Annotated in this window: 28 protein-coding genes and 2 riboswitches; of the genes, 4 read left to right on the forward strand and 24 right to left on the reverse strand. The window is 47.3% G+C overall.

The features are described 5' to 3' along the window. The 8 genes from Q9R36_RS22640 to Q9R36_RS22675 form a co-directional block, all read right to left on the reverse strand. The gene (locus tag Q9R36_RS22640; RefSeq protein ID WP_101547842.1) at positions 1–219 is read right to left on the reverse strand and encodes a DUF3906 family protein; all 219 of its coding nucleotides are present in this window, start codon (positions 217–219) and stop codon (positions 1–3) included. After that, positions 203–1,834, reverse strand: a complete 1,632-nt coding sequence (locus Q9R36_RS22645; protein WP_311225899.1) for a nitrite/sulfite reductase — start codon at positions 1,832–1,834, stop codon at positions 203–205. The genes Q9R36_RS22640 and Q9R36_RS22645 overlap by 17 nt, the downstream gene beginning before the upstream one ends. A gap of 12 nt (positions 1,835–1,846) precedes the next feature. Next, a complete protein-coding gene (gene cysC / locus Q9R36_RS22650) occupies positions 1,847–2,449 on the reverse strand; it encodes an adenylyl-sulfate kinase (protein ID WP_311225900.1) in 603 nt (200 codons plus the stop codon). A gap of 13 nt (positions 2,450–2,462) precedes the next feature. Further along, positions 2,463–3,608, reverse strand: coding sequence for a sulfate adenylyltransferase (gene sat / locus Q9R36_RS22655; protein ID WP_224897443.1), 1,146 nt, complete (start codon positions 3,606–3,608; stop codon positions 2,463–2,465). A gap of 5 nt (positions 3,609–3,613) precedes the next feature. After that, entirely contained in the window at positions 3,614–4,693 is a 1,080-nt protein-coding gene (locus Q9R36_RS22660) for a sulfate permease (RefSeq protein ID WP_311225901.1), read from the reverse strand. 15 nt (positions 4,694–4,708) lie between these two features. Beyond that, entirely contained in the window at positions 4,709–5,419 is a 711-nt protein-coding gene (locus tag Q9R36_RS22665; RefSeq protein ID WP_224897447.1) for a phosphoadenylyl-sulfate reductase, read from the reverse strand. Between the two features lie 107 nt (positions 5,420–5,526). Next, positions 5,527–5,658 carry a YezD family protein gene (locus tag Q9R36_RS22670; RefSeq protein ID WP_009793599.1) on the reverse strand — a complete coding sequence of 44 codons (132 nt, stop codon included), beginning with the start codon at positions 5,656–5,658 and terminating at the stop codon, positions 5,527–5,529. Between the two features lie 119 nt (positions 5,659–5,777). Next, positions 5,778–5,881: riboswitch (SAM riboswitch) on the reverse strand. Positions 5,882–6,001: 120 nt separating this feature from the next. Continuing rightward, entirely contained in the window at positions 6,002–6,814 is an 813-nt protein-coding gene (locus Q9R36_RS22675; protein ID WP_311225902.1) for an RDD family protein, read from the reverse strand. A gap of 96 nt (positions 6,815–6,910) precedes the next feature. Between Q9R36_RS22675 and Q9R36_RS22680 the strand changes: the two genes are divergently transcribed. Beyond that, positions 6,911–7,891: a stage II sporulation protein M gene (locus Q9R36_RS22680; protein WP_311225903.1), complete on the forward strand. Its 981-nt coding sequence runs from the start codon at positions 6,911–6,913 to the stop codon at positions 7,889–7,891. Positions 7,892–7,913: 22 nt separating this feature from the next. Here the strand turns inward: Q9R36_RS22680 and Q9R36_RS22685 are convergent, their stop codons facing one another. From Q9R36_RS22685 to Q9R36_RS22750, 14 genes are all read right to left on the reverse strand, one after another. Further along, the gene (locus tag Q9R36_RS22685; RefSeq protein ID WP_396137135.1) at positions 7,914–9,188 is read right to left on the reverse strand and encodes a DUF58 domain-containing protein; all 1,275 of its coding nucleotides are present in this window, start codon (positions 9,186–9,188) and stop codon (positions 7,914–7,916) included. A 34-nt stretch (positions 9,189–9,222) separates the two neighbouring features. After that, entirely contained in the window at positions 9,223–10,152 is a 930-nt protein-coding gene (locus Q9R36_RS22690) for an AAA family ATPase (RefSeq protein WP_311225905.1), read from the reverse strand. Further along, positions 10,149–11,276 (reverse strand): DUF4350 domain-containing protein, encoded by a 1,128-nt coding sequence (locus Q9R36_RS22695; RefSeq protein ID WP_311225906.1) that lies wholly within the window; start codon positions 11,274–11,276, stop codon positions 10,149–10,151. Before Q9R36_RS22695 ends, Q9R36_RS22690 begins: the two co-directional genes overlap by 4 nt. Beyond that, entirely contained in the window at positions 11,257–11,916 is a 660-nt protein-coding gene (locus Q9R36_RS22700) for a DUF4129 domain-containing protein (protein WP_311225907.1), read from the reverse strand. The genes Q9R36_RS22695 and Q9R36_RS22700 overlap by 20 nt, the downstream gene beginning before the upstream one ends. 36 nt (positions 11,917–11,952) lie before the next feature. Then, on the reverse strand, positions 11,953–12,879 hold the full coding sequence (locus Q9R36_RS22705; RefSeq protein WP_224897461.1) for a hypothetical protein: 927 nt from the start codon (positions 12,877–12,879) through the stop codon (positions 11,953–11,955). A gap of 166 nt (positions 12,880–13,045) precedes the next feature. Further along, a complete protein-coding gene (locus Q9R36_RS22710) occupies positions 13,046–13,546 on the reverse strand; it encodes a GNAT family N-acetyltransferase (RefSeq protein WP_311225908.1) in 501 nt (166 codons plus the stop codon). Positions 13,547–13,645: 99 nt separating this feature from the next. Next, the gene (locus tag Q9R36_RS22715; RefSeq protein WP_311225909.1) at positions 13,646–15,730 is read right to left on the reverse strand and encodes a peptidoglycan D,D-transpeptidase FtsI family protein; all 2,085 of its coding nucleotides are present in this window, start codon (positions 15,728–15,730) and stop codon (positions 13,646–13,648) included. 16 nt (positions 15,731–15,746) lie between these two features. Then, on the reverse strand, positions 15,747–16,850 hold the full coding sequence (locus tag Q9R36_RS22720; RefSeq protein WP_224897467.1) for a hypothetical protein: 1,104 nt from the start codon (positions 16,848–16,850) through the stop codon (positions 15,747–15,749). Then, a complete protein-coding gene (locus tag Q9R36_RS22725; protein ID WP_101547856.1) occupies positions 16,834–17,388 on the reverse strand; it encodes a sigma-70 family RNA polymerase sigma factor in 555 nt (184 codons plus the stop codon). The genes Q9R36_RS22720 and Q9R36_RS22725 overlap by 17 nt, the downstream gene beginning before the upstream one ends. A 358-nt stretch (positions 17,389–17,746) precedes the next feature. Continuing rightward, complete coding sequence (locus tag Q9R36_RS22730; protein ID WP_224897469.1) at positions 17,747–18,343, reverse strand: response regulator transcription factor; 597 nt, start codon at positions 18,341–18,343, stop codon at positions 17,747–17,749. Further along, positions 18,340–19,476: a sensor histidine kinase gene (locus Q9R36_RS22735; protein WP_224897471.1), complete on the reverse strand. Its 1,137-nt coding sequence runs from the start codon at positions 19,474–19,476 to the stop codon at positions 18,340–18,342. Before Q9R36_RS22735 ends, Q9R36_RS22730 begins: the two co-directional genes overlap by 4 nt. Before the next feature lie 290 nt (positions 19,477–19,766). Next, a complete protein-coding gene (gene desA, locus Q9R36_RS22740; RefSeq protein ID WP_224897474.1) occupies positions 19,767–20,801 on the reverse strand; it encodes a Delta(5) desaturase DesA in 1,035 nt (344 codons plus the stop codon). A 409-nt stretch (positions 20,802–21,210) separates the two neighbouring features. Continuing rightward, the gene (locus Q9R36_RS22745) at positions 21,211–21,996 is read right to left on the reverse strand and encodes a glucose-1-dehydrogenase (RefSeq protein WP_224897476.1); all 786 of its coding nucleotides are present in this window, start codon (positions 21,994–21,996) and stop codon (positions 21,211–21,213) included. A 16-nt stretch (positions 21,997–22,012) separates the two neighbouring features. Next, positions 22,013–22,867, reverse strand: a complete 855-nt coding sequence (locus tag Q9R36_RS22750; protein ID WP_311225910.1) for a GRP family sugar transporter — start codon at positions 22,865–22,867, stop codon at positions 22,013–22,015. 188 nt (positions 22,868–23,055) lie between these two features. On the opposite strand from Q9R36_RS22750, the gene Q9R36_RS22755 reads away from it, so the two are divergent. Beyond that, positions 23,056–23,256: a hypothetical protein gene (locus tag Q9R36_RS22755; RefSeq protein WP_311225911.1), complete on the forward strand. Its 201-nt coding sequence runs from the start codon at positions 23,056–23,058 to the stop codon at positions 23,254–23,256. Positions 23,257–23,380: 124 nt separating this feature from the next. Here Q9R36_RS22755 and Q9R36_RS22760 read toward each other — a convergent pair whose 3' ends face one another. Then, the gene (locus Q9R36_RS22760; protein WP_311225912.1) at positions 23,381–24,040 is read right to left on the reverse strand and encodes a TetR/AcrR family transcriptional regulator; all 660 of its coding nucleotides are present in this window, start codon (positions 24,038–24,040) and stop codon (positions 23,381–23,383) included. Between the two features lie 201 nt (positions 24,041–24,241). Between Q9R36_RS22760 and Q9R36_RS22765 the strand changes: the two genes are divergently transcribed. Next, the gene (locus tag Q9R36_RS22765; RefSeq protein WP_257991173.1) at positions 24,242–24,418 is read left to right on the forward strand and encodes a YkvS family protein; all 177 of its coding nucleotides are present in this window, start codon (positions 24,242–24,244) and stop codon (positions 24,416–24,418) included. A gap of 168 nt (positions 24,419–24,586) precedes the next feature. Then, positions 24,587–24,742, forward strand: coding sequence for a hypothetical protein (locus tag Q9R36_RS22770; protein WP_009793575.1), 156 nt, complete (start codon positions 24,587–24,589; stop codon positions 24,740–24,742). Between the two features lie 87 nt (positions 24,743–24,829). On the opposite strand, the gene Q9R36_RS22775 is transcribed toward Q9R36_RS22770, so the two are convergent. Further along, positions 24,830–26,449, reverse strand: coding sequence for a peptide ABC transporter substrate-binding protein (locus Q9R36_RS22775; RefSeq protein ID WP_311225913.1), 1,620 nt, complete (start codon positions 26,447–26,449; stop codon positions 24,830–24,832). A gap of 171 nt (positions 26,450–26,620) precedes the next feature. After that, positions 26,621–26,719: riboswitch (SAM riboswitch) on the reverse strand. Between the last annotated feature and the right edge of the window lie 60 nt (positions 26,720–26,779).

The following is a 26,779-nucleotide window of genomic DNA, read 5'->3' on the forward strand; positions in this document are numbered from 1 at the left end:
CTACCACCCTTTCTCATCTTCATCAAATATATATCCTGCATTTTTTGCAGCGCGTTTCTTCTCTCTTAAGGCCACTTCCTGTACACCGGGTTCTTTCAGATAAAATTTCTCAAGCTCAACATCCAATTGACGGAAAGCCGCCTCGTCATTTTCAGCGAGGATGACAGCGGCAATCTCCTTCTCCTCCAGCTGCACACTGAATCTATAAAGATAGGCCATGGGCTTCTTTTCCCAATATGATGTCAAGCTGCTGCTGGAAAAGCTCCAGGCCGGCCCTGCTGACGAAATCGAAGAAGGATTCCCCGGCCGCCTTTTCTTTTTTGAAAAATTGCAGCAATTCCTCGAGTACATCTGCCAGCTTTTCCGCTTCTACTTTTCCCTTTAGCTTTTCATTGAATTTGCCGCCGGCATTCAGGGTTCCTCCTACATAAATCTCGTAAGCTTCCACCATTTCTTTTTTTTCATTCCGCACCTTCATCCCCTGCAGGCCAATATCGGCAATCTGCCTTTGACCGCAGGAGTTCGGACAGCCTACCATATGGATCCTGACCGGCACATCGAGGGCGATCCGGTTATCCAGCTCTTCAGCTATCACGCGCATCCTTTCTTTTGTTTCAACAAGTGCCAGATTGCAATATTCAATCCCGGTGCAGGAAACCGCGTGCCCGATAAAAGAATTGGGATTGATGGTGATGCGGCTGAAAATCGGCTCTTGTAGCAGTGCTTCAACGTTTTCCTCAGCTATATTGGGAATGATCAGATTCTGCGAATTGCACGTCCTTATTTCTCCGTTCCCATATTGGGCAGAAATGCGTGAAAGCTCGAACACTTCATCAGACGACAGGCGCCCCACCGGCACATTGAATCCAAGGAACTTCAGGCCGGGCTGTTTCTGGTCATGGACACCGTAAAAATAGCCGGCATTCCAGCCTGCTGCAGGCTCTGTTCCTTTTTCAGGAAGAGGGCCTGTGAACTCCAGCAGCTTTTCCTTGAATTTCTCTGGACCCCAGTCTGCCATAAGGAATTTTAGTCTGGCAAGATGCCTTTTTTCCCGGTAGCCGTAGTCCCTGAAAATCGTTGTTACGGCAATTGCTGTTTCCAGTGTGCGCTCAGGCTCGATAAATACATCCAGTGTTTCTGCAAGATACGGTCGTGAAGAAAGTCCGCCGCCAACCTTGAGGTGGAACCCTTTTCTCTGCTCGCCATCAATCACCTTGACCGCCGGGGTAAAGGATACACAGTTGATTTCCGCATTAGAAGCATTATGCAGATTGGCTGAAATTGACATTTTATATTTTCTCGGCAGATTGGAGAAATCTTCATTCTTCTGAAAATAGGTATATACACCCTTGACAATTTCAGTGGTATCAAACAGTTCATGCGGATCAAGCCCGGCAATAGGGTTGCCGACAATTGTTCTTGTGATGTCACCGCATGCCCCTGCACTCGAAAGGCCGACAGCCTCCAGCCTGTTGAAAATATCAGGGATCTGCCCGATTTCAAGCCAGTGGAATTGGATTGCCTGCCTTGTTGTAATATCAAAGACGCCGCGCCCGTAGTCCCGGGCAATTCCTGCCAGTGCCTCAACCTGCGGCTTCGTCAGGATGCCGGAGGGGACGTTCACCCTCATCATGAAATAGCCATCCTCCTTCGGGCGCTGCAGATACAAGCCTGCCCATTTGAACAGGTCCCATTGATCCTTTGGAATGGATTCAAAGCCGTTTGCTGCATAATAGGGAATATCATTAAGAATTTCGAGTCCGTCTTTTTCCAGCTTTGCTTTTTCCGTTTTGTTCAGCTTTTCATTATCAGCCCAATGCTTTACATATGCCATTCTTGCCCCTCCTTAAATGATACCCTGCTCTTTTAAATAGATTAATATCTTTTCAGCCGCCTCTTCTGGAGAAAGCTGGTCAGTCCGAATGATAATCTCCGGTTCTTCCGGTTCTTCGTAAGGAGCGTCGATTCCTGTAAATCCCTTGATTTCTCCGCGCCGTGCTTTTTGGTACAGCCGCTTGGGATCCCGCTTTTCACATTCTTCCAAAGGGCAGTCAATGAAGACTTCAATGAATTCCCCTTTTTCAGGAAAAAGGCTCCGCACCAGCTCCCTGTCCTTCCGATAAGGTGAAATGAATGCTGTACAGACAATCTGGCCGCTGTCTGTAAACAGCTTTGCCACCTCACCGATGCGGCGGATATTTTCATTTCTGTCCTGCTCTGAGAATCCGAGGTCGCGATTGAGTCCATGGCGGATATTATCGCCATCCAGGACATATTCAGCGATGCCATCCTTGAAAAGCCGGTGGCTGACGATATTTGCGATCGTTGATTTTCCTGATCCGGACAGGCCGGTAAACCAGAGTACACAGCTGGCATGGCCGTTCTGCGCTCTCCGTCCTTCCTTTGTGACTGCAGTTTCATGCCAGGTCAGATTCAGTGATTGTGCCATGTTAGCGTCCCCCTTAAACCGTTTCTTTTTCCCGAAGGCCTTCAATCAGTACCTCTATCACTTCTTTCCTGCTGAAAGAGGAAGGCGGGATCTCTCCTGCACGGAGCATTTCCCTGACCTTTGTGCCTGAAAGAACCACCCTGTCATCTGCTGTGTGCGGGCAGGTCTTGTCGGAAGCCATGCCTTCGCACACATTGCAATAGAAGCTATGTTCAAAAAATAACGGCTTGATTCCCAGCTCCTCTTCGGTAAATTCGCTGAATATATGCTGGGCATCATAGGTTCCGTAATAATTTCCTACTCCGGCATGATCGCGCCCGACAATAAAATGGGTGCAGCCGAAGTTCTTTCTGGCGATGCTGTGAAATATAGCCTCCCTCGGCCCCGCATACCTCATGGCTGCTGGATAGACTGCCAGCTGAACACGGGATTCAGGATAATAATGCTCCAGCAGCACCCGATAGCTTTTCAGACGGACATCTGCCGGTATATCATCCTCCTTCGTATATCCGACGAGAGGGTTGAGGAAAAGGCCGTCGACTGTTTCCAGGGCAGCTTTCTGGATATATTCATGGGCCCGGTGCACCGGGTTGCGCGTCTGGAAGCCCACAACCGTTTTCCAGCCTTTTTCGGCAAATAATGACCGTGTTTCTTTTGGTGTCAGCCAGACATCTGCGAACTCTCCTTTATCAGGATTTTTAATCAATGTAATTTTTCCTGCAGCATAGGTGCCGCCTCTTTCAAAAAGCTTTTTAACCCCGGGGTGCGCCCGGTCAGTTGTCCGGTAGACAGATAGTGCCTCTTTTTCAAGATCAGGCTGATAAAGCTCTGAAAGTTCAAGAATCCCATAGGTTTCTCCTTTATGATTCAGCCTGCAGGTATCGCCTCTTTGAAGCTCTTCTGCTTTATCCGGGGTGACTGGCAGTGTGACCGGTATCGGCCATACTGTCCCGTCTGCAAGGCGCATCCTTCCAACAACAGATTCATAGTCTTCTTTTCCCAGAAAACCTGCCAGCGGGCTGAAAAGGCCGCAGGCGATCAGCTCCAGGTCGCTTAATGCAACTGAGTCTATTTCTATTTCCTTATTCGTGTTCTGGACGGGATAATTTGGATTAAATGCTTCAATGAGTTTGCCTCCATGAGGCATAGGTAGTGACATTTTCATCAGCCTTTCCTTGCTAATTTGTAAGTTTCATTTTCCGGCAGGGCCGCGGTCTGCCTTCCCATCAGGAAACGGACACCGAATACAGAAATGAGGACCCCAGCCATGGCAACAATCGGATAAAAGTCGTGCTTGATCATGATCTGGATCAAGGTATAGCTCAGGACCATCGATAGGACTGGCGACACAAGCCATACACCGAGCAGCCTGACGACGATTTCTTTCTGGAAAACAGAGCGCCCCTGGCCGGCAAAGCCGATTCCGATGATGGAGCTTGTCGTGATCTGGGTCAAAGGGACGGGAATCCCGAACAAGGATGCTGCAGTGACAATGCCTGCCCCGGTACCAGAGATAATGCATCCTTCCTCAAGCCGGATATCAGTTATTTTCTTTCCGTTTGTCTCCAGCACTTTGCTCCCAAGAAAAATTGCCCCGGCAGCAACGAATATGCCGCCCCAGAAGATTCCTGCCCCTGAAGAGAGAATGTCAGCGCCAACAAGGGGGCCGACCGCATTGGCAACATTGTTCATGCCGGCCGAAAAGGCTTCAAACAATCCCATGAGAGCGACCAGAATGCCAAGGAAGCGGATGGTGCCCGGCTTTTTGGCTTGCTTGGACAAGCGGAACATCCTGAGCAGCTTCGCGGCAATGACAGCAATGATAAAGGCTGCCAGCGGCGTTAGAAGCCAAAAGGAAATGATCCACAAGAGCTTGGAAGCAAATAAGGATTGATAAGCAATCCCTGCTCCGACAACCGATCCGACCGTCACCTCACTCGTCGAAAGCGGGATGCCGAAAATATTGGCCAGGAATAGCGACAGTGCTGCCGAAGCAAGGACTATCAGGGCAATGCTCACCGTGAAAGTGCTTTTCGGCACAATACCGCTTCCCATCGTTTTGACAACCTCGCCCCCTCCGAGCCAGGCGCCAAGGAATACGGCTGCCCCGCAAAGCAGCAGGGCAGTTTTTCTGTTTTTAATCGACCCGGATCCGTAGGCGATCCCCATCGAGGCTGCTGCCCCGCTTGCTCCTATATTCATGGCAAAGAATAGTCCAACAGTCATTGCTATTGCTGCAAGCATGGTCGTGCCCCCCTTTCACCCGGAATGCAGGCCGCATTCCGTCTTGCCGGTCCCGGCCCACCTGCCTGCCCTGCTGTCCCCGCCATCTCCTGCAGCCCTTGTACAGGGAAAGCAGCCAATGCTTGGATACCCATTGTCATGGAGGCTATTATAGGGGAGATCTTTTTTTCGGATATGCTCCCACACATCCTCCCAAGTCCAGTGGATTAGCGGACAGATTTTCACATTATGGAATTTGCTGTCCTTGTTTAAAAATTCCGCCCCTGCCCTGGAGGCAGACTGTTCCCTCCTCAGCCCGGAAATCCAGGCCATTTTGCCTTTCATGGCCTCCTGGAGCGGGATGATCTTCCGGATGCTGCAGCAGCGGTCCGGCTCTTTTTTCCACAGTGCCGGTCCATAGGCTACCCGCTGATCATCCAAAGTAAGGGCCGGCAGCTTCCTTTCAATATTCAGCTCAGGAAAACGCTCCTGCACCCTTTCGATGACTGCATAAGTTTCCGGAAAATGAAGCCCGGTATCCAGGAAAATTATATGGGCATCAGGCTTTATTGCCTGGATCAGATCAATCAGCACAATCGCCTCTGCCCCGAAGCTTGATGCATAACTTATTTCCTGCGGGCTGTAATGGCTGAACGCCCATTCCAGCACATTTTTTGCCCCTTTGAATCCATCATCTTCAGGGAATGACGGCGGTTCCCAGTGTGTGTACGTTAAGGTGGTGCTCATTTCAGTGCTCCTTTCATGATGCCTTCTGCTTTTTGCCTGCTTTTTAACAAGAAAAAAAGGCAGCCTTCCTCCCGCTTCGGGAGAAAGACCGCCTCTAGTTTGTCTAGTCAGCGCGCTTTATTAGATTGAAGGCGAACCTTTTCATTCTTCTCGATTTGAATGACCTTGCCATCCTGCACTACAAGTGTGATGCTTCCAAACTTAACAGACTGCAGCATCCTTTGCAGATGTGCTGCCACTTCCTCCCAATCAGCATGCTTCAGATCGGCTCGCCTCCTTTTTGAATGGCTGGGATGGGCACAAGGAGGAATAAGAAAACGCCTTTTCCAACAGGAAAAGGCGCATTTCACATACTTGCACCTTATCTCCCAAAATGCTGGACATTTTGCTGGAATTGGCACCTTGCTTTTAGCAGGTTGCCGGGCTTCGATGGGCCAGTCCCTCAGCCACTCTAGATAAGTGATATAATCAGGAGCGTTTGCTCTGATTTATTTTGTTGAAATTAATCCTACCATACCCATATGATTTGTCAACGAGTTAGCAGGAAGTTTTCTAATTATTTTTTCAATTAGGAAAATCTGCTCATTTTATCTGATTCTCAAACTCCCACTCTTCTTTGCCGATTAAATAAAGAACCAGCAGGATGTCTTCCAGCTGCCTGAATGATTTCCGTTCTGGATCGATATCGAGCTTTGGCAGGAGCGTATAAGATAGTTTCTTTGTGAGCTCTTCTCTTTTGCCTATAGGGAGCTGGAGCAGTCTTTCACTATAGGTTTTTAAAAGCTTCCATTCCTCGGCGCCAATTTTCCTGACAGTCCATTCGTCCATATATAAATCTTCCTTTTTCAGGCCTCTTTCCCGGATTTCTTTTTCAATCCCGGTCACTTTACCCGGCTTCTTCTTTTTCCTTTCATGCACGACCACAGTACCTGCAGCCAGATCGCCGACCCGTTTATGCCTGGAATGAAAAAACACCATCAGGATGCCAAGCAGATAGTACACCGGCAGGGAGTCGATGATTCGCAGGAGATTGCGGATAAAGCTTGAAAGCAAAGTGATGCTCTGCCCGTTATCCTGGATGACCCGGATGCCCATGATTTTTTTCCCCGGTGTCCTTCCCGCCCAAAAAAATTCAAATACAAAAAAATAGCCCCAGTTGACCAGAAAAAGGCATATAAGCATAATGGCGAATGGCCATGAAAGGAAAGTATCATCTAGAAAGAACGCAGCAGCACTGGAAGCATAAAAAATAAATAACAGAATGCTGGCCAGATTGAAGACCATGAGAATCAGCTGATCGATGATGATGGCTCCAGCCCTGCTGCCAAGTCCGGCAGGCTGGAATTGAAGCGGTACATATTCAGGTGTTTTGACAAGGATTGTTTCTGTTTGCATGATGCACCCCATTTCCTGGAAGTTTTGCCTGTATCTCTCTCTCCCTATGACTTATAATGGAGATACAACTTTTATGGTTACAGGCAGGTGATTAGTTTGAATAGTAAACAGTTCATCAAGCAGCATCGGGAAAACTGGCAGGAGCTGGAGGAGCTGCTCGCCAGGATGCAAAGAAGGAAAGCTGCAGGAACTGATCTGGCCCGGTTTGACAGGCTGTATCAGAAAGCAGCACAAAATCTTTCATTCTCCCGGACTTTCTTTCCTGACGAAGAAGTGACTTTTTATTTAAATGATCTTGTCGCAAAGACGCATAATCTTTTATATAAAAGCCAATCCTCCAGCATGGCTCAGCTGAAAGATTTCTTCCAGATCAAGTTTGTAAGGCTGCTGTTCGAGCAATGGAAATTTGTAGTTGCCAGCATGCTTCTTTTCACTTTAGGCGGTCTGGGCAGCTTCTTCGCTGTCATCAATGATCCCCTTTCGATCCATTCGATTCTCCCCGCCGAGATGTCAGGGGCGATAGACCCCCAGAGGCTCGGCGAGAATGAAGGTGCGGTAGATTCTGCCGTCATGTCAGCAAGCATCATGACCAATAATATCCGTGTCGCGATCCTGGCATTCGCCGGCGGCATCACCTTCGGCATTTTGACCGTCTATCTTATGATTTATAATGGCATCATTGTAGGCGCCATTGCCGGCCTGTTCTGGTCGCATGGCAAATCTTATGAATTCTGGGCCTATATTGTCCCTCATGGAATGATAGAGCTTACCGCTATATTCATAGCGGGAGGCGCCGGCCTGCTGATGGGCTACAAGCTTCTTGTCCCCGGCAGATACTCCCGTGGCTACCAGCTGAAAACCCAGGCGAAAAGGTCGGTGCAGCTGCTGTTGGGAACTATTCCGCTCTTTATCTTCGCCGGGTTGATCGAAGGGTTTATCACACCTTCTCCTCTTCCGCTCGAAATGAAGTATGCGGCCGCCTTCCTGACGGTACTTGGACTTTTGTTTTATGCATGGTCAGGCTGGCTACTGGATCAAAAACGAAAACGCCTCGAACATCCCCTGCAAGCTCGATGAGACCTTGCAGGAGGATGCTTCTTTAAAGAAGACCCCGGTTCAACACACTGATATAATGGGACACAGCAGCTGCGGCGAGCCTTCCTTCAGGAGCTTCCGCCATTTGCAGGCCCTGCTTTTCCCACTTCAGCTTTTCCCGCTTAACCATAAGGATCTGCTGCTGCGCCATGCTTTTCAGCATAGCGCTTTTTATATCCTCCGGCCGCGCTTTGGCATGTGCTGCCAGGATATTGTCTTCTATTCCCAGCATAAAGAACAGGTGCCTCTGCCGGATCCTTTTCAGGTAAACAAGCGCACTTTCCTCCAGGATGAAAGTCTTTACGTCAGAAAAGAGAAGCAATAAGCTCCTTTTATTCTGGACAGTCTGCAAATATTGAAAGGCACCGCTATAGTTGGATTCTGCAGCATCCGCCTGGATCGCATATAAGGCTTTCAGGATGAAGTTTAAGTGCTGCATCCCTTTTGCAGGCGGTATATAAGATTTAATGTCTTTTGAAAAAGCGAGCATGGAAACATAATCACCGTTTTTGAGAGCAGCCGCTGCCGTAGTCATCGCCGCCTCCAAAGCCTTTTCAAGCCGGTTGCCGGTTTCCAGCTCCGCACCCATGATCCTGCCGCAGTCAATCATAATAGTGACATATTTTCCGTGCTCAGGCTCATGGACATTGGCCATGACCTCCTGAAGCTTGGCAGTCTGCCTCCAATTGATTTTCCGGGGATCATCGCCTGCCGCGTATGCCCGGATCTTTGAAAATTCCCCCGCTCCGCTCTGCTGCCTCCGGATCTTTTCTCCTTCATACAGCAAATAGGATTGAGCATTTTCAAGATAACGCCGGGTTTCGGTCAAATCAGGAATCACCTTTACTTGGCTTTCCGCCTCTTTCACCATCTGTTTCTCCCATAGGCCAAGGATACTGCTGCAGCGGATATAAATCCTGTTCAGCTTATAATGCCCCCTTGTACCAGCCTTAGTTTCATATTGCACAGCTCCCCTCGTGAATCCTGCAATCTTGCGCTTAAGCGGAAAAGGCCTGGCAAAGGAGTCGGAAAGATCATCAATGATCCTTAACGTTAAAGGCTGCCGTGAATGGTTTTCTATTTCAATGCCAATTTCAAATGGAAGCCCTCTTTCCATTTCTTCCGGTACACTCCGCTTCACCATGATCTTCGAACTTTTAGGCAATAGAGCCAGATCCGTGAAGGAAAGCAGCAAAAAACCGATATTGAGCCCTGCTGCCAGCTTCCATGGCACTCCCCAGAATGCTGCCGCCGCCAGGACCAGTGAAAGAATAAGCATGCCGATAAGGAGCCGTTTTCCAGGCAGTATGCCTCTATCTCGGAACAGGAACCGATCCCACAAGCTCATCGATGGTCTGGTCAACAGTCCTTCCCTCCAATTCTGCATTTGGTGATAATTGGATCCTATGCCTTAAAGCCGGCTTGGAAACCATCTTGATGTCATCAGGGGTCACATAATCGCGGCCAGCCAGATAGGCCCATGCCCTTCCGGCCTTTCCGATAGAGATGGCCGCCCTTGTACTGGCACCGAACCTGATGGACTCCGCTTCACGCGTTTTCCTGACAATCTTCATGATATAATCCAGAATGTCATTGCTTAAAGCGACCCTCTCAATATCCTTTCGTATGGACAAAAAGTCAACAAGTGAAAGTGCCTGCATGATCGACCCGGTTTCCATCCGTCCTTCCAGCACAGACTGAAGGACAAGCTTTTCTTCATCAAATTCAGGAAAAGCGATGATCAGTTTAAAAAGGAAACGGTCCTGCTGGGCCTCAGGCAAAGGATAAGTCCCTTCAAATTCTATCGGATTCTGGGTTGCCGCAACAAAAAATGCTTCCGGGAGCTGATAGGTCTCCCCCTGTATAGTCACTTGCTTCTCTTCCATCGCTTCCAAAAGAGCAGCCTGTGTCTTCGCAGGTGTCCTGTTGATTTCGTCGGCGAGCAGGACATTAGTAAAAATCGGCCCTTTCAGCGTCTGGAAAGAGCCTTCCTTCATGTTATAGATCATGCTTCCGGTTATATCGCTCGGGAGCAGGTCAGGTGTGAACTGGATCCGGCTGAAATCGCCGCCGAGAAGCCCGGCCAGCGTCTTGACCATCTGTGTTTTCCCAGTGCCCGGCACCCCTTCGATCAGTACATGCCCCCCGGAGAGGATAGCGGCTAGCAGAAGCCGCAGGTTCAGCCCCTGTCCTTTTATCCGTCCCTCATACTGCTGCAGAAGTGCTGATGTATCTTGATTCAATTTTTCTCCACCTCTTTCCTTAAATCATCCAGTTTTGCAGACCAGCGCAAATAATCTTTTTTATGCAAATTCTCTTCTTTTAATATAGAAGATGTCCCTTCAGTAAGCGAATCCACCTCTTTTTCAGTCAAAGATGATGCTTTTGCCAGTATGGATTCCCCAGCTTCTTCCCAGCCGCGGCTGTATGGGATGCCCCATTTTTCCTGCAGCAGCTCTTTCGTATAATCAGCCTGGATCCTGAGCGAGTCCTGGTAGCGTCTTCCCCTTATGTGCCAGGCAGACAAAGCAGCAATCTTTTCATCGGTAAAACGGACAGTTTCCTCCCTCGGCCAGTCGACAGGGCCAAACCTTTTGCCTTTATAGAATATCCATAATAAGGCGAGCAGGGCACCCTGGATAAGAATAACGAGGAACCATTGGGGATATGCGCCCACGCCTGAAGATGATTCCTGCCCATGCAAAAATTCATCTATAAAAATATCCCGGGCAGCTGCTGCGTCCATTAACGCCAGGATGAGCTCAAAATGGTTCTCATCCAATATCATTCCATTTGTGAGCCAGGAAGGGGAATTGACGGCAATCAGGCTGCCTTTGCCAATCGCCCTTTTGACTGCCACCGCTCCCAGTTCATCGGAAAGCAAAATTTCATCTTCAGGCTCTTCTGTAATCCTGAACGGAGAGAATACGGCAGCACTGTGCTTTCCCCCTTCCTTATCGGCAACCATGACGGCGCTTTCCGCTTCAGAGGCAAATTGCTCTGTTTCTATTCCAAACATAGGTGCCGGATTTTCCTTGAATAGCAAAATTGTATGGCCATTCTCCAAAAATCTCGTATAAGCGGCCATCTCCTCTCTGTCAGGGACAGAACTCGGCTCTGCCATGACCAGAAGGATGGGCTCTTCAGGGTTTGGAAGCAGACCGGGGTCCCTGCTCCATTTTCTGATGCTGGAGCCGCTTTGCTCCAAATATGTATAAAGTCCCTTGATGCCTGTCGGCGAAGGGGATTTGGACAGATAAGGAGGATAGCCGGCAGGCGCGTCTCCGGCCAGGAAATAACTGGCCATAATAAACAGCAGAAGCGGAACTATCCAGTAAAAAGCCTTCTTAATCAGCTGAGTCCGCAATTGCCGGTTCCCTCCCTTCCTTCGGGTTTGCACTATTGTCCATAAGTCTTAATGTTTCTTTCTTGTATTGCTGGAACTCACCGGGCTTTATGCTTTGCCCCCCATAGGCAGCCCTGTCGAAAAGCGCTGACAGAGAAAAGAAAATCTCAGCGGTTTTGCTGTCTGTTTTTTTGAGCTCCTCATAATAATCCCAGTTTGTTTTCCATATTTTTGCCTTCAGCCACCCGTGTTCATCGAACCATAATAAAAGGGCAAGGAATATATGCCGCGCTCCCTTTGTCAGATCCCCTGCTTCCTCATGCTTTCCGGCTTCCTCAAGATGCTTCTTATAGGACCAGCTGATCTCAGAGGCCCTGTCGAGTGGCTGATGCTCCTGCAGGATCTTCTGCCTTTTGGCAGCCCTTGATGCCGCAAACACGACTATTCCAATGAATAGGACTCCCGCCAGGACCATGATGAACGGAAAGGAGCCTGAAGATCCGCTGGAAAATTCTATCTGCGGGAACAGCCCTTCAAGCCACGTGAAGAATTTTTCCCTCAGCTTCTCAAGAAAGCTCTCCCCCTGATCCTGGTAGACGGTATATTCCCTGTCTTCCAATATCTCAGATAGTTCTTTTCTTGCTTGCTTTGCATTCTTCAACGTCTCCACCTCTTGCCAATATTCTCAACACTCATTCTACTGCACCCGGCTGTAGTCCTCTATCATGCTGTTAAGGTCATCGCCGCCCTGCCTTCCTTTCAGATCAAAATACATCACAGAAAACCCGACATAATACAAACATGTTGTGACAAGGGTTGCCAGGTTCAGGATGATATCAAACAGTACACTGCCTCCAAGGAGCAGGCCGGCCGTCATCTCGATCGCAAAAGATACTATCCCGATGATCAAAAACAGCAGGGCATAAATAAGGAGCATATGCCAGGAGCGCCCCTGGGTCAATGTCCAGCTTTCTGAGAAACCCGGAGCTTTCTTTTCCAGAACGGTATATCCAAAGTAAAAGCTCCACCTCGTCAGGAGGTAGCCTACTCCAACGGCAAAAGCGAGTAAAAACAGCCCGGCAAAAATGAAGCCGATCACAGGATGGACCATGGACCCGAATATACCAGTGATTGATACGAATACAATCGGCAGGATAACGATGGCGAAGGTGATTAAGCTAAAAAGTATACTTGTTCCCAGGATCGGCCAGAACCGCCTGAAAGCCTTCTTGATCACCATTCCCGGGGTAAACTCCTTTCCTTTTCTCACCTGGTCTACCGCTATAAGGACAGCCGCCCCCGCCACAGGGATCATTAAAGCTGACAGAAGGCCGGCAAATACCAGGCCCAGATCGGCAAAAAGCGAACCCGGTGCGTAAATACCTGCTCCCGTGGTGTCTGTTTCAAAGCTTGAAGCAATTTGTTCAAACCAGCTCCCCCCGGCATTAATGTCCCTGAAAAAGCTTTGTCCCGCAGCCAGGCTGAACAGTGCCTGGAGAAGATAAACCGGCCCTACCAGAATGAGAAAGATAGCAGTAAAAGAACCAAATCTGTTCCTGGCCAGACTGAAGGTAAGGTCAAGAATCTGGCCGATGCCTTTTGGCTTGTTTAATAGTGAATTCATATTTCTGCCTCCTAAATGAATGGAGAGCGCTCCCGGATAATTATCCGAATTTCAGTGATGCGTCTCCCGGATGAAAAATTTGTCAATCTATTGTATTTTAACATTTTTCTTCCAGAAGCGGGGAGTAAAAGCGTAAACCCTGGCAGTTTCCCAATATAGCAGGATATTAAGATAGGAGTTTGTGATAGAAGACAGTTGTGTGGAGGGTGCCGTCTTCCGAGCGGGCATAGCAGGGAATCATGCCTGATACTGTATAACCCAGGGAACGATAAAGCAGGTTGGAAGGATCTCCCTCCCTTGTATCGAGCACAATCAGGGAAATTCCGCCTTCCACTGCCCGTTTCTCGGCGGACACCATCAGCCGGCGGCCAATCCCTTTGCGGCGGAAGTTTGTATGTGTCATCAGCTTGCCTATTTCAGCACGGTGGCTGCCGTTTTCTTTTGTGCAAAATTGAAGCTGGACAGCCCCTGCTATAGTTCCTTTTTCTTCTGCTATCAATAGGGCAGTATCATTCAGCTGCAGTTCCTTCCAGTAGGAATATGCGGCTGCTTCATCCATCGGCGGCAGAAATCCAATCGACGCTCCGCTGTTGACTGCATCAGCCAGCAGCACGGACAGCTGTTTCAGTTCTTTTTCCCCCAAGCTCTTAAGCGCTCTGATTATCATTTAAAAATCCCCCTTTAAGTTAGTTTTAGATTACAGGTGATCATTTCAGCCATGGAAAAAGGGGCCCATTCATGGCCCCTTACTTTCGCCTTTTCCATCTTATTCGGTGTCCTCAGCTATTTTTCCTTTTTTTAAGTCATAATAAGCCTTCATAATGCCCTGGCCGATTTTTTTATTGATGGTGTTTTTATCAGAAGACACATAAGGCACAACAATCGAGAAGGCAACCTCGGGATCACGTGAAGGCGAATATCCCGCCAGTGTGAGATTATAGGTTGGTGTGTCTTTGTATAGCTTTTTCTCTTCCATACTATAATAAAACGACTGTGCTGTGCCGGTCTTTCCTGCCAGGTCATACTCCCGGTAAGGGCTCCCGCTGAAATAGCTTGCTGCAGTCCCGCCCTGTTCCTGGAATACCTTCTTGAAGCCGGCCTGAACCTGCTGGATTTCCCGCTCGCTCATATCGATGCGGTTCAGTGTAACCGGCTCGAAGCCCTTATAGACAGGGCCCAGCTCTTTTGCCGGTGATGGTTCCCTGATTTCCCTGACAAGCTGGAGCTTCATGCGGTTGCCGTCATTGGCAATCGTCGATATATATTGTGCGAGCTGAAGGGCTGTATACGTATCATACTGTCCGATTGACAAGTCGAGCAGAAGCCCGGGCCTGTAATCGGTGCCCGGCAGGCCGCTGGATTCGTTCGGAAGGTCGATCCCCGTCTTGACACCAAGGCCGAACTGATTGAAATAATAGCGGAACTTTTCAAATGCGCCTGGATCATACGGCAGCTTCATCCCGGGGGTATATTCCTTGCCTAGCGCCCGGATCGCCGTTTTAAACATATAAACGTTCGATGATTTCTTCAGTGCCTCAATATCATTCGGCGAACCGAGCGATAGGCTGTATGATTTTTTCACTGGAGTTTCATACAGATTAAGAGGCTCATCCTTAAATCTGGTTCCGAGCTGCAGGACGCCCATCTCATAGCCGGCAAGTACAGTCGCCCCCTTGACGGCGGACCCGACTTCATACGATGAAGTGAAAGCCCCAAGTGCATAGTCATCCACCTTATAGCCGCCATTATCGTATTTAAGTTTCTTGCCTGATATAGCCAGGACTTCACCTGTCCTTGGATTGGTCATGACAACGAATGCACTGTCGAGAAACCTGCCGCCGCTTGCTTTAGCAGCTTTCAGCTCGCGTTCGATGACTTCCTCCACCTTCTCCTGCAGCTCAAGATCAATGGTCAGGATCAGATCCTTGCCGCTTTTTCCGGGAGATATTACCTCTGCTTCCTTCACTTTTCCGCTTTTGTCCACTTTGTATTCTGTTTTCGTCTTTTCACCAGCGAGCACATCTTCATACTGATATTCAATCTGGCTTTTCCCGACCCGGTCATTCAGACTGTAGCCGCGTGAAGTGAAATATTCCAGCCGATCCTGAGGAAGGCCTTCATCGCTTGAACTGATATTCCCAAGGATCGAGCGGAACGTATCGCCGTTCGGATATTCACGCTTCCAGTCCGTGAAAACATCGACACCTGGCATGTCCTGAAGATGCTCACTAACGAGAGCGGCTTCTTTACTGGTTACATTTTCATTTTTGACGATCTGCGGTGTGAGCGCATAGCCTTTTGCCATTTCCCTGAAGATAGCGGCCACCTTTTTATCCTGAGGCGTCATTTCCGCAAGGTGCTTTTCCGGATTAATTCTTTTTAGCTGAAGCTTATAAAGGTCTTTAAATGTCAGCTTTTCATTTTCCAGCTCTTCCTCAGTCAGCAGTGCCTTTGCCTCTTCTTCATGGGTCAGGATCCAGAAATCCTTCAGATCTCTTTCTGTCAGCTTATCTGTGCTCATTTCAATATATTTGGCAAGCTCTGCAGCAACATCCTTGATTTCCTCTTGCTTCGTGTTCTGGTCCTTTATATAGGAAATGGCATTCTGCCCGATATTGTCGACAATAAGCCGGCCATCCCTGTCAAAAATTTTCCCCCTTGGAACAGATTCTTTGATGACGAGGTTTTCGGTCCGGTTCAGCTCGTTCACGAAATCCTCACCTTTGACAATCTGGACCACGCCCAGCCGCACAATCAGCAGGCTGAAGCATACGAAAACAAAGAAAAAAAGCAGGTTGAGCCGGAATGGCAGCTTATTTTTTGACTTTTTTTTCTCTTTTTCCACTTCCACTTTTAAGACCCCCCTTTTATTTTCTGAATTGAAAAGGCCTGGATACAGACATGTCCGCCATATCGCCCTCTGCCTGTACAATCAAAAAGAACTCACTCCCGCCTTCAAGGATGCGGACTGGGTTAGCCATCGACACCTCAAGCCTGCCGTCAGCAGAAGGGATGAAATAAATTTCATCCTCAATCGACCCTTCAGCTATTTCTATATTTTCAGCCGGTCCGAACACAACGCCAGCACTTGCGGAAGACTTCAGTGTAATCGTATACCGGCGGCCGGGATTGAGATTTTCAAGCGAAATTCCGCAGATGAACCTCTGTGTGCTGTCGATTGAAATGGAAGCCTTCCCTTTACCTTTTTCCATAGGAACAGCTGTTTTCCCTTCCTTTTTTATGGAGATTACCGGTGAATTTTTTACAATTGATTTTATCCTCGCAGTATTGTTTGAATCCGATGGGGCAAAGCGGATGGTATAGGTGTCTATGACGACTTGCATCTTTCCGCCTTCTTCTGCAGCCGTTTTTATTTTTTCTGAGAAGTCTTCTTGATTTTCAAAAATAATCCAGCTTTCCCTTGTGTCTCCCTTAAAACGCGGCAGGAGAGCTGCAGAATCTGCATCAGGCTTAAAGTAGAATTGGCCTTCTAGGAAACCGGTGGAGCCGCCGAAACTTTGGACTGTGCCGCTTAAAAGCTTTTCTCCCTTGAATTCTGCATACACTGTCTGGAATGCTCCATGCCTGCCTTCACTATCAAGCTGGGATAAACCCATTCCCGCTACCATATCGCCCGCCACTGCTTTCTCAGGGTCAAAAATGTTTCGGCCATCGTCGATTGGGACGATTTCTTTAACTGTTTCCTGCTGTTTTAAACTCTGTCCTTCTGTCTGCAGGAGGCCCAGCTGATATCCGGCAAAACCGCCCGCAGACAGAAAAAATACACCTGCTGTGAGCCATGCGGCAGCCCTGGGGATAAAGGTTGAGTAACGTGCCGCTTTCTTTTCCTTCGCTGCCGCAATCTTTTGCCTGATCAGCCTTTTATCTTTCTCTGTAAAAACCGGGTCCTTAGAAATATAGGAATCAAATTGCCGCTTCAAATCTTCCAGCCTGTCATCCACTGAATTCATTCCCTTCTTCTTCAGAATAAAAGACTTTCAACTTATCCCGGCCCCTTCTGATCCTCGTTTTAACCGTTTCAATATGAAGATCCAGAATCTCGGCAATCTCAGGCATTGAAAATTCCTTCACATAGTAAAGGAGGATGCTCTCCCTGTATTTGACCGGCAACCCCAAAATATTTTCCATCAGGCGTTCCTGTCCATCTTTTTCAACCAGCTCATCCTCAGCCGATTTCTCCCTTCTGTCAAACCAGAATAGTTTGTCAGTAAGCTGGAGATGGAGGTAATGCCAGCTTCTTAGATGATCTTTGCATTTATTTGCGGCAATCCTGTAAATCCATGTTTTAAAAGACGATTCACCTTTAAAGTTTTCCAGATTCATATAAACACTCAGGAACACCTCCTGAAGCACATCTTCAGTCTGTGACCAGCTTTTCGTATATGTATAAATAAACCGCTTCAATTTCTCGCCATACAAATCCATGGCATATTCTATGGCTTCTTCCTTTGCAAGCTTCTGCCAATCTTTGTCTCTGTCAGGGTTCAATCGCCCCCCTCCTAGCTGCTCAAAAAGCCGTTTGTAATATAGACGCAACACAGATGTAAAAAGGGTCAAAAAACAGGGAAATTTTTCTGATGATCATATAATTTCTGGCTGGACTCTGCCGAATTGGGGATTGACTGCCTTAATTTGGATGTGATGAGGCATATCCTTATTGTGGTGAAGGAGGGATTCTACATAGAAATTTAGTTTTTATGCCTGAATTTTTAGTTTTTATACCTGAAATGTGAAGGATTCTACCTAGAATTACTTTTATTCAACCCAGAATCAGAGATAATTTTTCTATTTAGAAAATATTGCCAATACACAAAGAAAAGAGCCGGAATCCCTCCAGCTCTTCCCACTATTTAAACCAGCCCTTTTCACGCGAGCGCGTGATGGCTTCAATTCGATTCTGTACTTCAAGCTTTTCCATGATTGCGGACACATAATTCCGCACTGTCCCGGTTTTAATGGACAGCTCTGCTGCAATTTCGTTTGTGTTCTTGCCGTCTGCGACCAGTTCAAGTACTGCCTTTTCCCTTTCGGTCAGGGGATTTTCTTCGGCGTACATATCGTCCATCAGCTCCGGGGCGTAAATGCGGCGGCCTGCCATGACACTGCGGATGCTGCCTGCCAGTTCTTCGCTCGGGCTGTCTTTAAGAAGGTAGCCGCTGACGCCGGCTTTGATAGCTGACTGGAAATAACCTGTTCTGGCGAAGGTCGTCAGAATAATGACCTTGCACATGCCCTTCAGCTCTTCCGCTGCCTCAAGGCCGGTCTTCAGCGGCATCTCAATATCCATGATGCAGACATCCGGCTTATGTTTATGGACCAGGGATACAGCCTCGGCGCCGTTTCCAGCCTTGCCGACAACCTCCATATCATCTTCAAGGCTCAGCAGCGAACCAAGTGCACCGAGCATCATACGCTGATCTTCTGCTATGACAATCCGAATCATTGCAGCTCCTCCTTTTGTCTGATCTTCACAACATTCGGCACCCGGACAATCAGTGTGGTTCCCTCGTCCTGGTACACCTCCATAGTGCCATTGACAAATTCAGCACGCTCCCTGATTCCGAGCAGGCCGCTTCCTTTGCCAATGTCCCGGTCAGGGTCTATGCCTGCGCCATTATCCCTCACTGTGACTGCGGTTTCGTCATTGGCCTGCATGATTTCCACGATGACTTCACTGGCATTGGAGTGCTTCACCACATTATTCACTGCCTCCTTCAGGCACATGCTGAGGATATTTTCCACAAATAGTGAGACATTGACAAGCTGCCGCTCCTGCTTAAGCACAAATGAAATCCCTGCCGCGTCTAGTATTTGTTCTATCAGGACTACCTCTTCCTTCAGCCGGATCCCCCTCATCTGGGAGACCATCTTCCTGACCTCATTCAGGGCGGTCCTGGCTGTCTGCTGCACATCCTTCAGCTCAGAACGGGCCTGCTCAGGATCTTTATAGACGAGTTTACCCGCCAGATCACTCTTAAGGCCGATGAGTGAAAGCTTCTGGCCTAGCGTATCATGCAGATCCCTGGCTATCCGCTGCCTCTCCTCCATTTTTACGAGCTCTGAGATCCGTTTATTGGCATCTTCCAGCTGCGACTCCAGCCTGCCCCGCATGTTGCGGTTCTTGATGCTGAATGGCAGGAGGATGACACTGAGCCAGCTGATAATAATGAATGGAATCTGCTTCAGAAATAAAGGATCCTGCAATACAAACTGATAGTTAATCGCTGCAGAAGCGCCGACCAGGTGAAGGATATAAAGAACGGCAAAAGCGGCCTTTCCAGTAATATTGCCGATAAAATAAGCAATGAAAAACGAAAAATACACATAGCCGAATAGTGTGGTCATTGCAGATGAAATCCCGATCAGCACGACTGCCCAGATATAGACTGTCCATCCCCTCGAAAGGAATGCCAGCCGGAAGCATAAATAAAAGATGACAGTTAAAATGATGCCGGCAACGATTTCCGCTGTTGATGAAGACTGGAAAATGAAATAGAAAGGCAGTATCGTCAAAATCGCCCAAATATATGGGGATATCCCGGTGCTGCTGTTAAAGACAAGCAATTTTTTCTTCATTATACAACTCCAATATCTTTGTATCCTTATTTTACATAAAAATGTCTTTTCAAAAGGCTCTTTTCTTAAACTTTGTTGTTTTCTAAAAAAAAATTTACAGATATCACCCTGCTTACCATGAAATATCATGATAGGAAAAGAGCTGCTCTCTTTTTTCAAAGAGAAAGTTTTTGTATGAAGGGAAAAATCCGGCTCTTGGGATTTTTTCGAAAGCAACAATCTATACGAGAACAGTCTTTCAAAAAAGGACAGAGCCATGATTTCCGGGCTCCGTCCTTTGAATAGGCTTTTTAAACTGAAACACTTTTCTTCTTCTGTGCTTTCAGCAGGTGATGGATATCCCTGAAAGTAACAAAGCTGCGGCTCTGTTCATCCCATAATCGGTATTTCAGCGACTTCAAACTAGTTGATAGTGTGATCGTCTGGACATTTTTGAGCAACGGCTCTTTATTATGGGCATCTTCCAGATAATAGTTCGGAACCCTTGGGCTGAGATGATGGACATGGTGGAAGCCGATATTGCCGGTCAGCCACTGCAGGAGTTTCGGAAGCTTATAAAAGGAGCTTCCATCAACAGCTGCCCTGACAAATTCCCATTCTTTATCGTATTCGAAATAAGTATCCTCGAATTGGTGCTGCACATAAAACAGCCAGATGCCAAGCGCACCGGAAATATAGAAAATCGGTCCCTGGATCAGAAGGAAGGCCTTCCAGCCTACCAGCCAGCACATAAGCCCAATTACCAGGACAATCAGAATGTTTGTGACATAAGTGTTCATTTTTTCCTTAGGCCGTGCTCCCTTTCGGTTGAAGCGCTGGGCAATGAGGAACTCATAAATCGGTCCGAGGCCGAACATCACAAGCGGATTGCGGTAAGCCCGATACTGCACGCGCTGCCATAAGCTGGCGTCCATGTATTCATCAACCGTCATGACCCATATGTCCCCCGTGCCCCTTTTATTAAGGTTACCGCTGGTTGCATGGTGGACAGAATGGCTGTGCCTCCACTGATGGAAAGGAAAGAGTGTCATTACTCCGGTGATCATGCCAAGCACTTCATTCGCCTTCTTGCTTTTGAAAAAAGAATTATGGCAGCAGTCATGGAAAATGATGAAGATCCGCACCAGGAATCCTGCATTAACAACAGTCAGAATCAAGGTGATCAGATAGGATATTTGCATGGTTTCATAGGCCAGATACCAAATGAGAAAGAATGGCACCAGCGTGTTTATTAGTTGGACAATACTGCTCTTTGTATCTGCTTTTTCATAAGGAGAGATATTTTTCCTCGATAATTTGCCAGGTTTTGACGTTTTTTTATCCATACAGTTAATCCTCCTCGTACTTGCTAATTCCATTATGTAATATAGAGAGAGGTGATGTAAGACATACATGTCATATGATGGACATGATAAACGTCATGGTTGGGTTTAGAATCTTAATTATTCTCCAAAATACAAAAAGATCTTCGACCTGGTTATACAGCTACTGGCTGATGATTTGCATTCCTAACATTTCGCTTTACCCGGGGCAAAGCTGAACCTCCACAATGCAGGCCACTGCCGGGCATAAGCAATTTCCTGCAATGAGCGGGTCTGAAACGATGGTCATCAGGGTTTACATAATTTTTTACAAAATCAGACCACATTAAGTAAATTTCTTAGATAAAGCCCAAAAAAAGAGCACGGAATATTTTTCTCCGAACCCTCTTTTCACATGTATTAAAACCCCAATTTAGCCCTTCCCTGCCTGGAACCCCGGATATTGCGTCATTCCTCCGTCAGCGAAGAGTGTGAGCCCGGTAACGTAGCTTGCTTCTTTTGATGCCAGCCAGACGGCACAGGCCGCGATTTCTTCAGGCTTTCCGATATACCCCATCGGAATGAGCTCCAGAACGCCTTTTTCCAGTTCAGGATCCGAGAATTTTTCTGCATTGATCGGTGTATCGATGGCCCCGGGTGCAATGCAGTTGACCCGTATTCCTTTAGGGGCGAATTCAAGCGCGAGTGTCTCGGTCATCAGCTTTACGCCGCCCTTGCTGGCAGCATAGTGGACGAAATGCGGCCAGGGAATACGCTGGTGCACGGATGACATATTGATGATAGAACCTTTTATTTCGTTCTCCAGCATATAATTAATCGCCTCTCTGGAGCCAAGGAACTGACCCGTCAGGTTTGTGTTGATGACTTTATTCCAATCGTCCAATGAAAGTTCCTGTGATGGGACTTCATTTTCAATCCCTGCATTATTGACCATAACATCAAGAGAACCAAAGGTATGCACTGCATGTTCAATGATCCGCTTAATATCTTCTTCACTGCCGACATCACCCTGGATGCTGGTAGCCTTTCCTCCCGCATTTTCAATCTTTTCAATGATTTCATCAATATTATCATCACTGCTGTGGTAATTGATGACGACATTCGATTTTTCTGCTCCGAATCTTTCGGCCATCGCCCGGCCAAGTCCTGAGTTTCCTCCTGTTATCACAACTGTTTTTCCTTCAAGGTCTTTATACATATCCATTCTCCTTTGCTTATCCTTTTGTAAACCCAATCAGCACGCCGCCTGCAATGATGAGCAGGCACCCTGTGATGATAAGGATGGTTTGCTTTTTGGACGTTTTCTCGCCGAGAAGGAAAATTCCTCCGAGGGTAGAGATGACAATTCCGGTCTGGGAAAGCGAGAAGCTTGTCGCCACCCCGATTTTCGGAAGCGACAGCAGCAGCGTCAGATTTCCGGTTGCCCAGATCAGCCCCGTCACTAGATTACGAAGGGCATATTTATTGAACGGCTTATTTTTAATGGTCAAGGCCGTTCCGCCAATGACCATACCGAGCGCCTGCGGAAGGAGGGCAGACCATCCGTCGATTTCCAGCCAGTTGATGATGACAACATATCCGACAAAACCGACAGTCGATATTAGCAGGGTGACAAGCCCTTTTTTTAAACTCTTTGATTCGTCATTCCCTTCCTTCTGTCCCCAGGAAGTCATGACTGCTCCGCCGATGATAAGGACAAGGGCGATGATGCCGAGTGTAATCTGAAGCCCTGTTGACCATTCATTGAAAACAACAATCCCGAAAAAGCTTGTCCCGATAAGCTGAAGGCCGGTCGATAGCGGAGTAGTCTTTGCGACTCCAAGATATTTCACGGCCCCAAACTGATTTTTTTGTCCCAGGGACCAAAGCGCCCCGGAAGCAAGCCCGGCTCCCCATACCAGCGGCGAAAGTTCTGGCCTGACGAAGAGAAATACCGCACCTGCAAAAATAAGTGCGCCGATGGTCGTCCCAAAGGTCTGGCTATTGTCATCCCCTCCGAGTTTATTGCTGACCAAGATGATGCTGCCCCAGCATGCTGCTGTTATGACAGCCAGTAAAATTCCTGACATGTATGCGGTCCCCTTTCTCGCTGAAAAAAATCAAGATGCTGATATTAGCTTTTCCCTGAATGAGCAGGAAATGAAACATTGAGTTAAAAAGCACATGAACAGGAAGTTTATTGCAGTCAGGAAGTACCAGGAATTGGACTAATCTTTGCAGACATATGATAAAAGATCAGTCTGGGAAGGTGAACGAAATGAGAGCAGATAGCCGGTTTATTTTCTTTATTATAGAAGCGTCTTCCATCAGAAAATTCCTTGCTTTGGAGATGGGTTTTGGTACGGCCTTCTATTATGGGGCGAAGGTCATCTTCGCCAATGAGATTACATCAGTATGTACCAGCATTTTGGCTGTGGAGGCACTGAAAAAAGGGCTGAAGCAGCTTGAGAGGAAATAAAAAATAATACAGTAGAAGCGTGGAATGGTTAATAATTTGCAGGTGTTTAGAATATTTTGAAATGATTCAGCCTGTCATAACTTCAGCATCAATAAAATAAGGCCCGGCACATTGCCAGGGCCTTCTATTCCATATTTTCAGCATCACTCTTCACATTGCGGCTGATTGCCTCAGGGGGGAAAATCATCCTGCAGATGATTCGGGCTGCTTCCAGTGTATTGAGGGGCGAAGAGCTCTGCTCCTCTTTCTCGGGGCCATTTTCTGCCAAAATAAGGGCTGACCATGCAGCAGTGTCAAGATCTATATCCTTCCAGGTCAATCCTTTTTGCCTCGCCAGTTCTAAACCCTGCACAATCTGCATATGTATATTTCTCCGAGCCTCCTGCAAAATTCCGGCCAATTCAGAATCCTTGGGCAGCAGTTCAGGCAGCACACGATGGATGCCGACAGCCTCAAGCCTTTTATAGTGCTCATCCAGCAGACGGGCAAGCAGGTGAACCGGGTCTTCACTGAGCCAGTCTGGCTCCGGAATCATCAGAAAGTCGATTTTATCCTGCAGCAGTGCCATAAGCAGCTGGCGTTTATCAGAGAAATAGCGGTAAAAGGTGCCTGTGGCCACATCGGCTGCGGCTGCTATTTCCTTTGCTGTTGTCATTTCGTAGCCTTTTTCTATGAATAGCCGCCGCCCGCTTTCCAGCAGCGCCTTCCGCTTCTGCAGCGCTCTTTCCTGTTTAGGCAGGGATGGGAATTCTCCTGGAAACGCGCCGGCATTTTTATCCGCCATACGCTCACCTCCTAACTCATCATATCATATAAAGAACATCATAGAGAGCTAAAATCGGGAGATAAAAAAACCTGAACTGAAGTTCACCTTATTGTTTGACAGTGGTTTCTTATGGTGCAATAATGAATTTAATTTCACTAGGGTAGTCCTTACGTCATAGTTTTTACTGTTTGAAAAATTTAACGATAAGGGGTCGCGAAGATGGCAAAAGAGGGAGATACAATCAGATTTAAAAGACATGATCTTTCCATTACCGGAACAGTCGTGAAGGTCAAAGAAGAAAGCGTTCTTGTCCAGATCAGCGATGAGGATGCACTGCTGTTAAAAATTGATACTCCAATCACGGTCGTATCGCATAAAAATTATAAGATTGTCTGAATACACCATATGTATAATGGCGGCTTAAGATATTAATAGAAGAAAGCTGCTGAGTTTAATTGCTTTTGTGTGAAAAATACGCAGGATTTCAGCGATAAAGGTAGAATTGATTTATATGTTTATTCATTCTGCCGATTTATCAAAATTTATACCTGGGAGGATTCTGGCATGGAAATCAGCAAAGACTCAAAGAAATTAGCGGTAGATTCACCTGTTTTGCTAAAAGGCATTGTTAAGGCTATATACAAAGATACCGTCCATATCCAGATCGGCGGCAAGATCATTGCTCTGCCGGCTTCCAATATGCCCGCCGCTTCCTCTTAACCTGCAGCCTGAAGAAGGCTGTTTTTTGTGCATATGCCTCTTTTACCTTGTAAAAGGAGCCGGAATGCCGGCTCCTTTCGGATACACTTATTCAGAAGTTTTTTCAGCATAGCGGAAATCCGGATTGTTGAGAGGGCTGAACCGGATTCCTTTAATATACTCTTTCACGACAGCATTTTGAGAAGAAAAGTAGATTGGGATGATCGGCATTTCATCCATCAGGACAGCTTCAGCCTGATGCAGCAGCTCAAATCTCTTTGATTCATCCTGCTCAATCAGCGACTGGTCGAGCAGCTCATCAAATTCAGGATTGGACCAGTTTGTAAAGTTGCTGGAACTGCCTGAGCTGTATAGATCCAGAACAGGGTACGGATCCAGGAAGTCCCCTACCCAGCCCATACGTGCAGCCTGGAAGTTTTTCTGCTTGAAAGTATCTATGAATGTTTTCCATTCCTGGTTCTCAAGCTTCACTTCCACACCAAGGTTAACCTTGAACATTTCCTGCAGAGCTTCAGCAATCTTTTTATGGTTGCCTTCTGAATTATATTTAAGGGTGACAGCAGGAAGCTCCTTCCAGCCTTCTTCCTTCATTCCCTCTGCCAGCAATTTTTTCGCTTCGTCAGCATCAAAAGAGTAGTAAGGGTCCTTTTCATCCCGGAAATCCTTTCCAGACGGCCCTTCTACGCCAAATCCTACATAGCCGTATGCGGGCTCTTCTCCGCCTTTCGAAATGTTTTTTGTGATTGCCTCACGGTCAACTGCCATGCTGAATGCTTTCCGGATATTACTGTTATTGAAAGGCTCTTCATTTACATTGAATGTATAGGTATAGACACTGAATTGCGGCGAGTTGATAAACTCCTTGCCTCCCTTTTCCATATCTATCGCATCGGCTGCAAGATTCTTGATCAAATCAATATCGCCGGATTTATACATCTGATACTCGGTGTTGGCATCAGCCACCATTTTAAAGTTTACTGCGTCCATCGTAATGTCTTCGCTGTTCCAGTAATTGCTGTTCTTTTTCAGGGTAAGAAGATTATTGTGTTCCCACTCCCCGAGTGTATAAGCGCCATTGGTAACGATTGTTTCCGGACCTGCCGCCCAGTTTTCATTTGCTTCGACTGTTTTCTGATTCACCGGCATGAAGCCCTGGCCCATAAGAACTTTCGGGAAAAACTTGATCGGTGTGTTCAGCTCGACCTTCAGGGTACTGTCGTCCACTGCGGTAATTCCTACATCTTCCACAGCACCATTTTCCCTGTTATATTCTTCAGCCCCTTTTATGTAATAAAAGCTGGATGGGTCGTAGGCGCCAGTTTCGGGATTCAAAACCCTTTTCCATGCAAACTCAAAATCCTTTGCTGTCAGCGGATCTCCATTGGACCATTTCTGCCCGTCCCTGATTGTAAAGGTGTATACTTTACCGTCTTCAGAAACATCAATCTTGCTTGCTGCCCCTTCCACAGCATTTCCGTCTTTATCGTAGCGGTACAAGCCCTCATAAAGATTATCGATCACCCAGAAGGAAGTTGTATCAGATGCAAAAGCAGGATCAAGAGTATAGGGCTCCCCTCCAAGATTGGCATTTAGTACCTGCTCAACATCATTTTCTCCGGATGATGATCCTTCGCCATTGCTGCATCCTGTCAGCGCAGCCAGGGCGAACAGCAGGATGGCAAGCGTTACAAGTGATAATTTTTTCATTTCATGATTCCCCCTTCAATTCAATGATTTAAAGCGATTTAACTTATTAAAATACTAAGAATTATATTTGCAATCCCCCCGCCCTCTCATGCTTATTCCGAAAATGTTCTTTACTTCTTTAACCAACTAAAAACCCTCCCAGCAAAGACACGCTGAGAGGAATTTGTTCTCCGCTTATCTTTCCGGTATATCCGGTGGAATTGGCACAGTGTCCACAGACCTGCTGCCGAGGCTTCATTGGGCCAGTCCCTCCGCCTCTCTGGATAAGTGATATAAGATTTTAGCTGGCTGAAATAAAAAATCCCCTTCTGCAGATAGAAGAGGACAGTA

This window comes from Bacillus sp. AG4(2022), assembly GCF_031844465.1.
GTDB classification, from domain to species: Bacteria; Bacillota; Bacilli; order Bacillales; family Cytobacillaceae; genus Bacillus_AB; species Bacillus_AB infantis.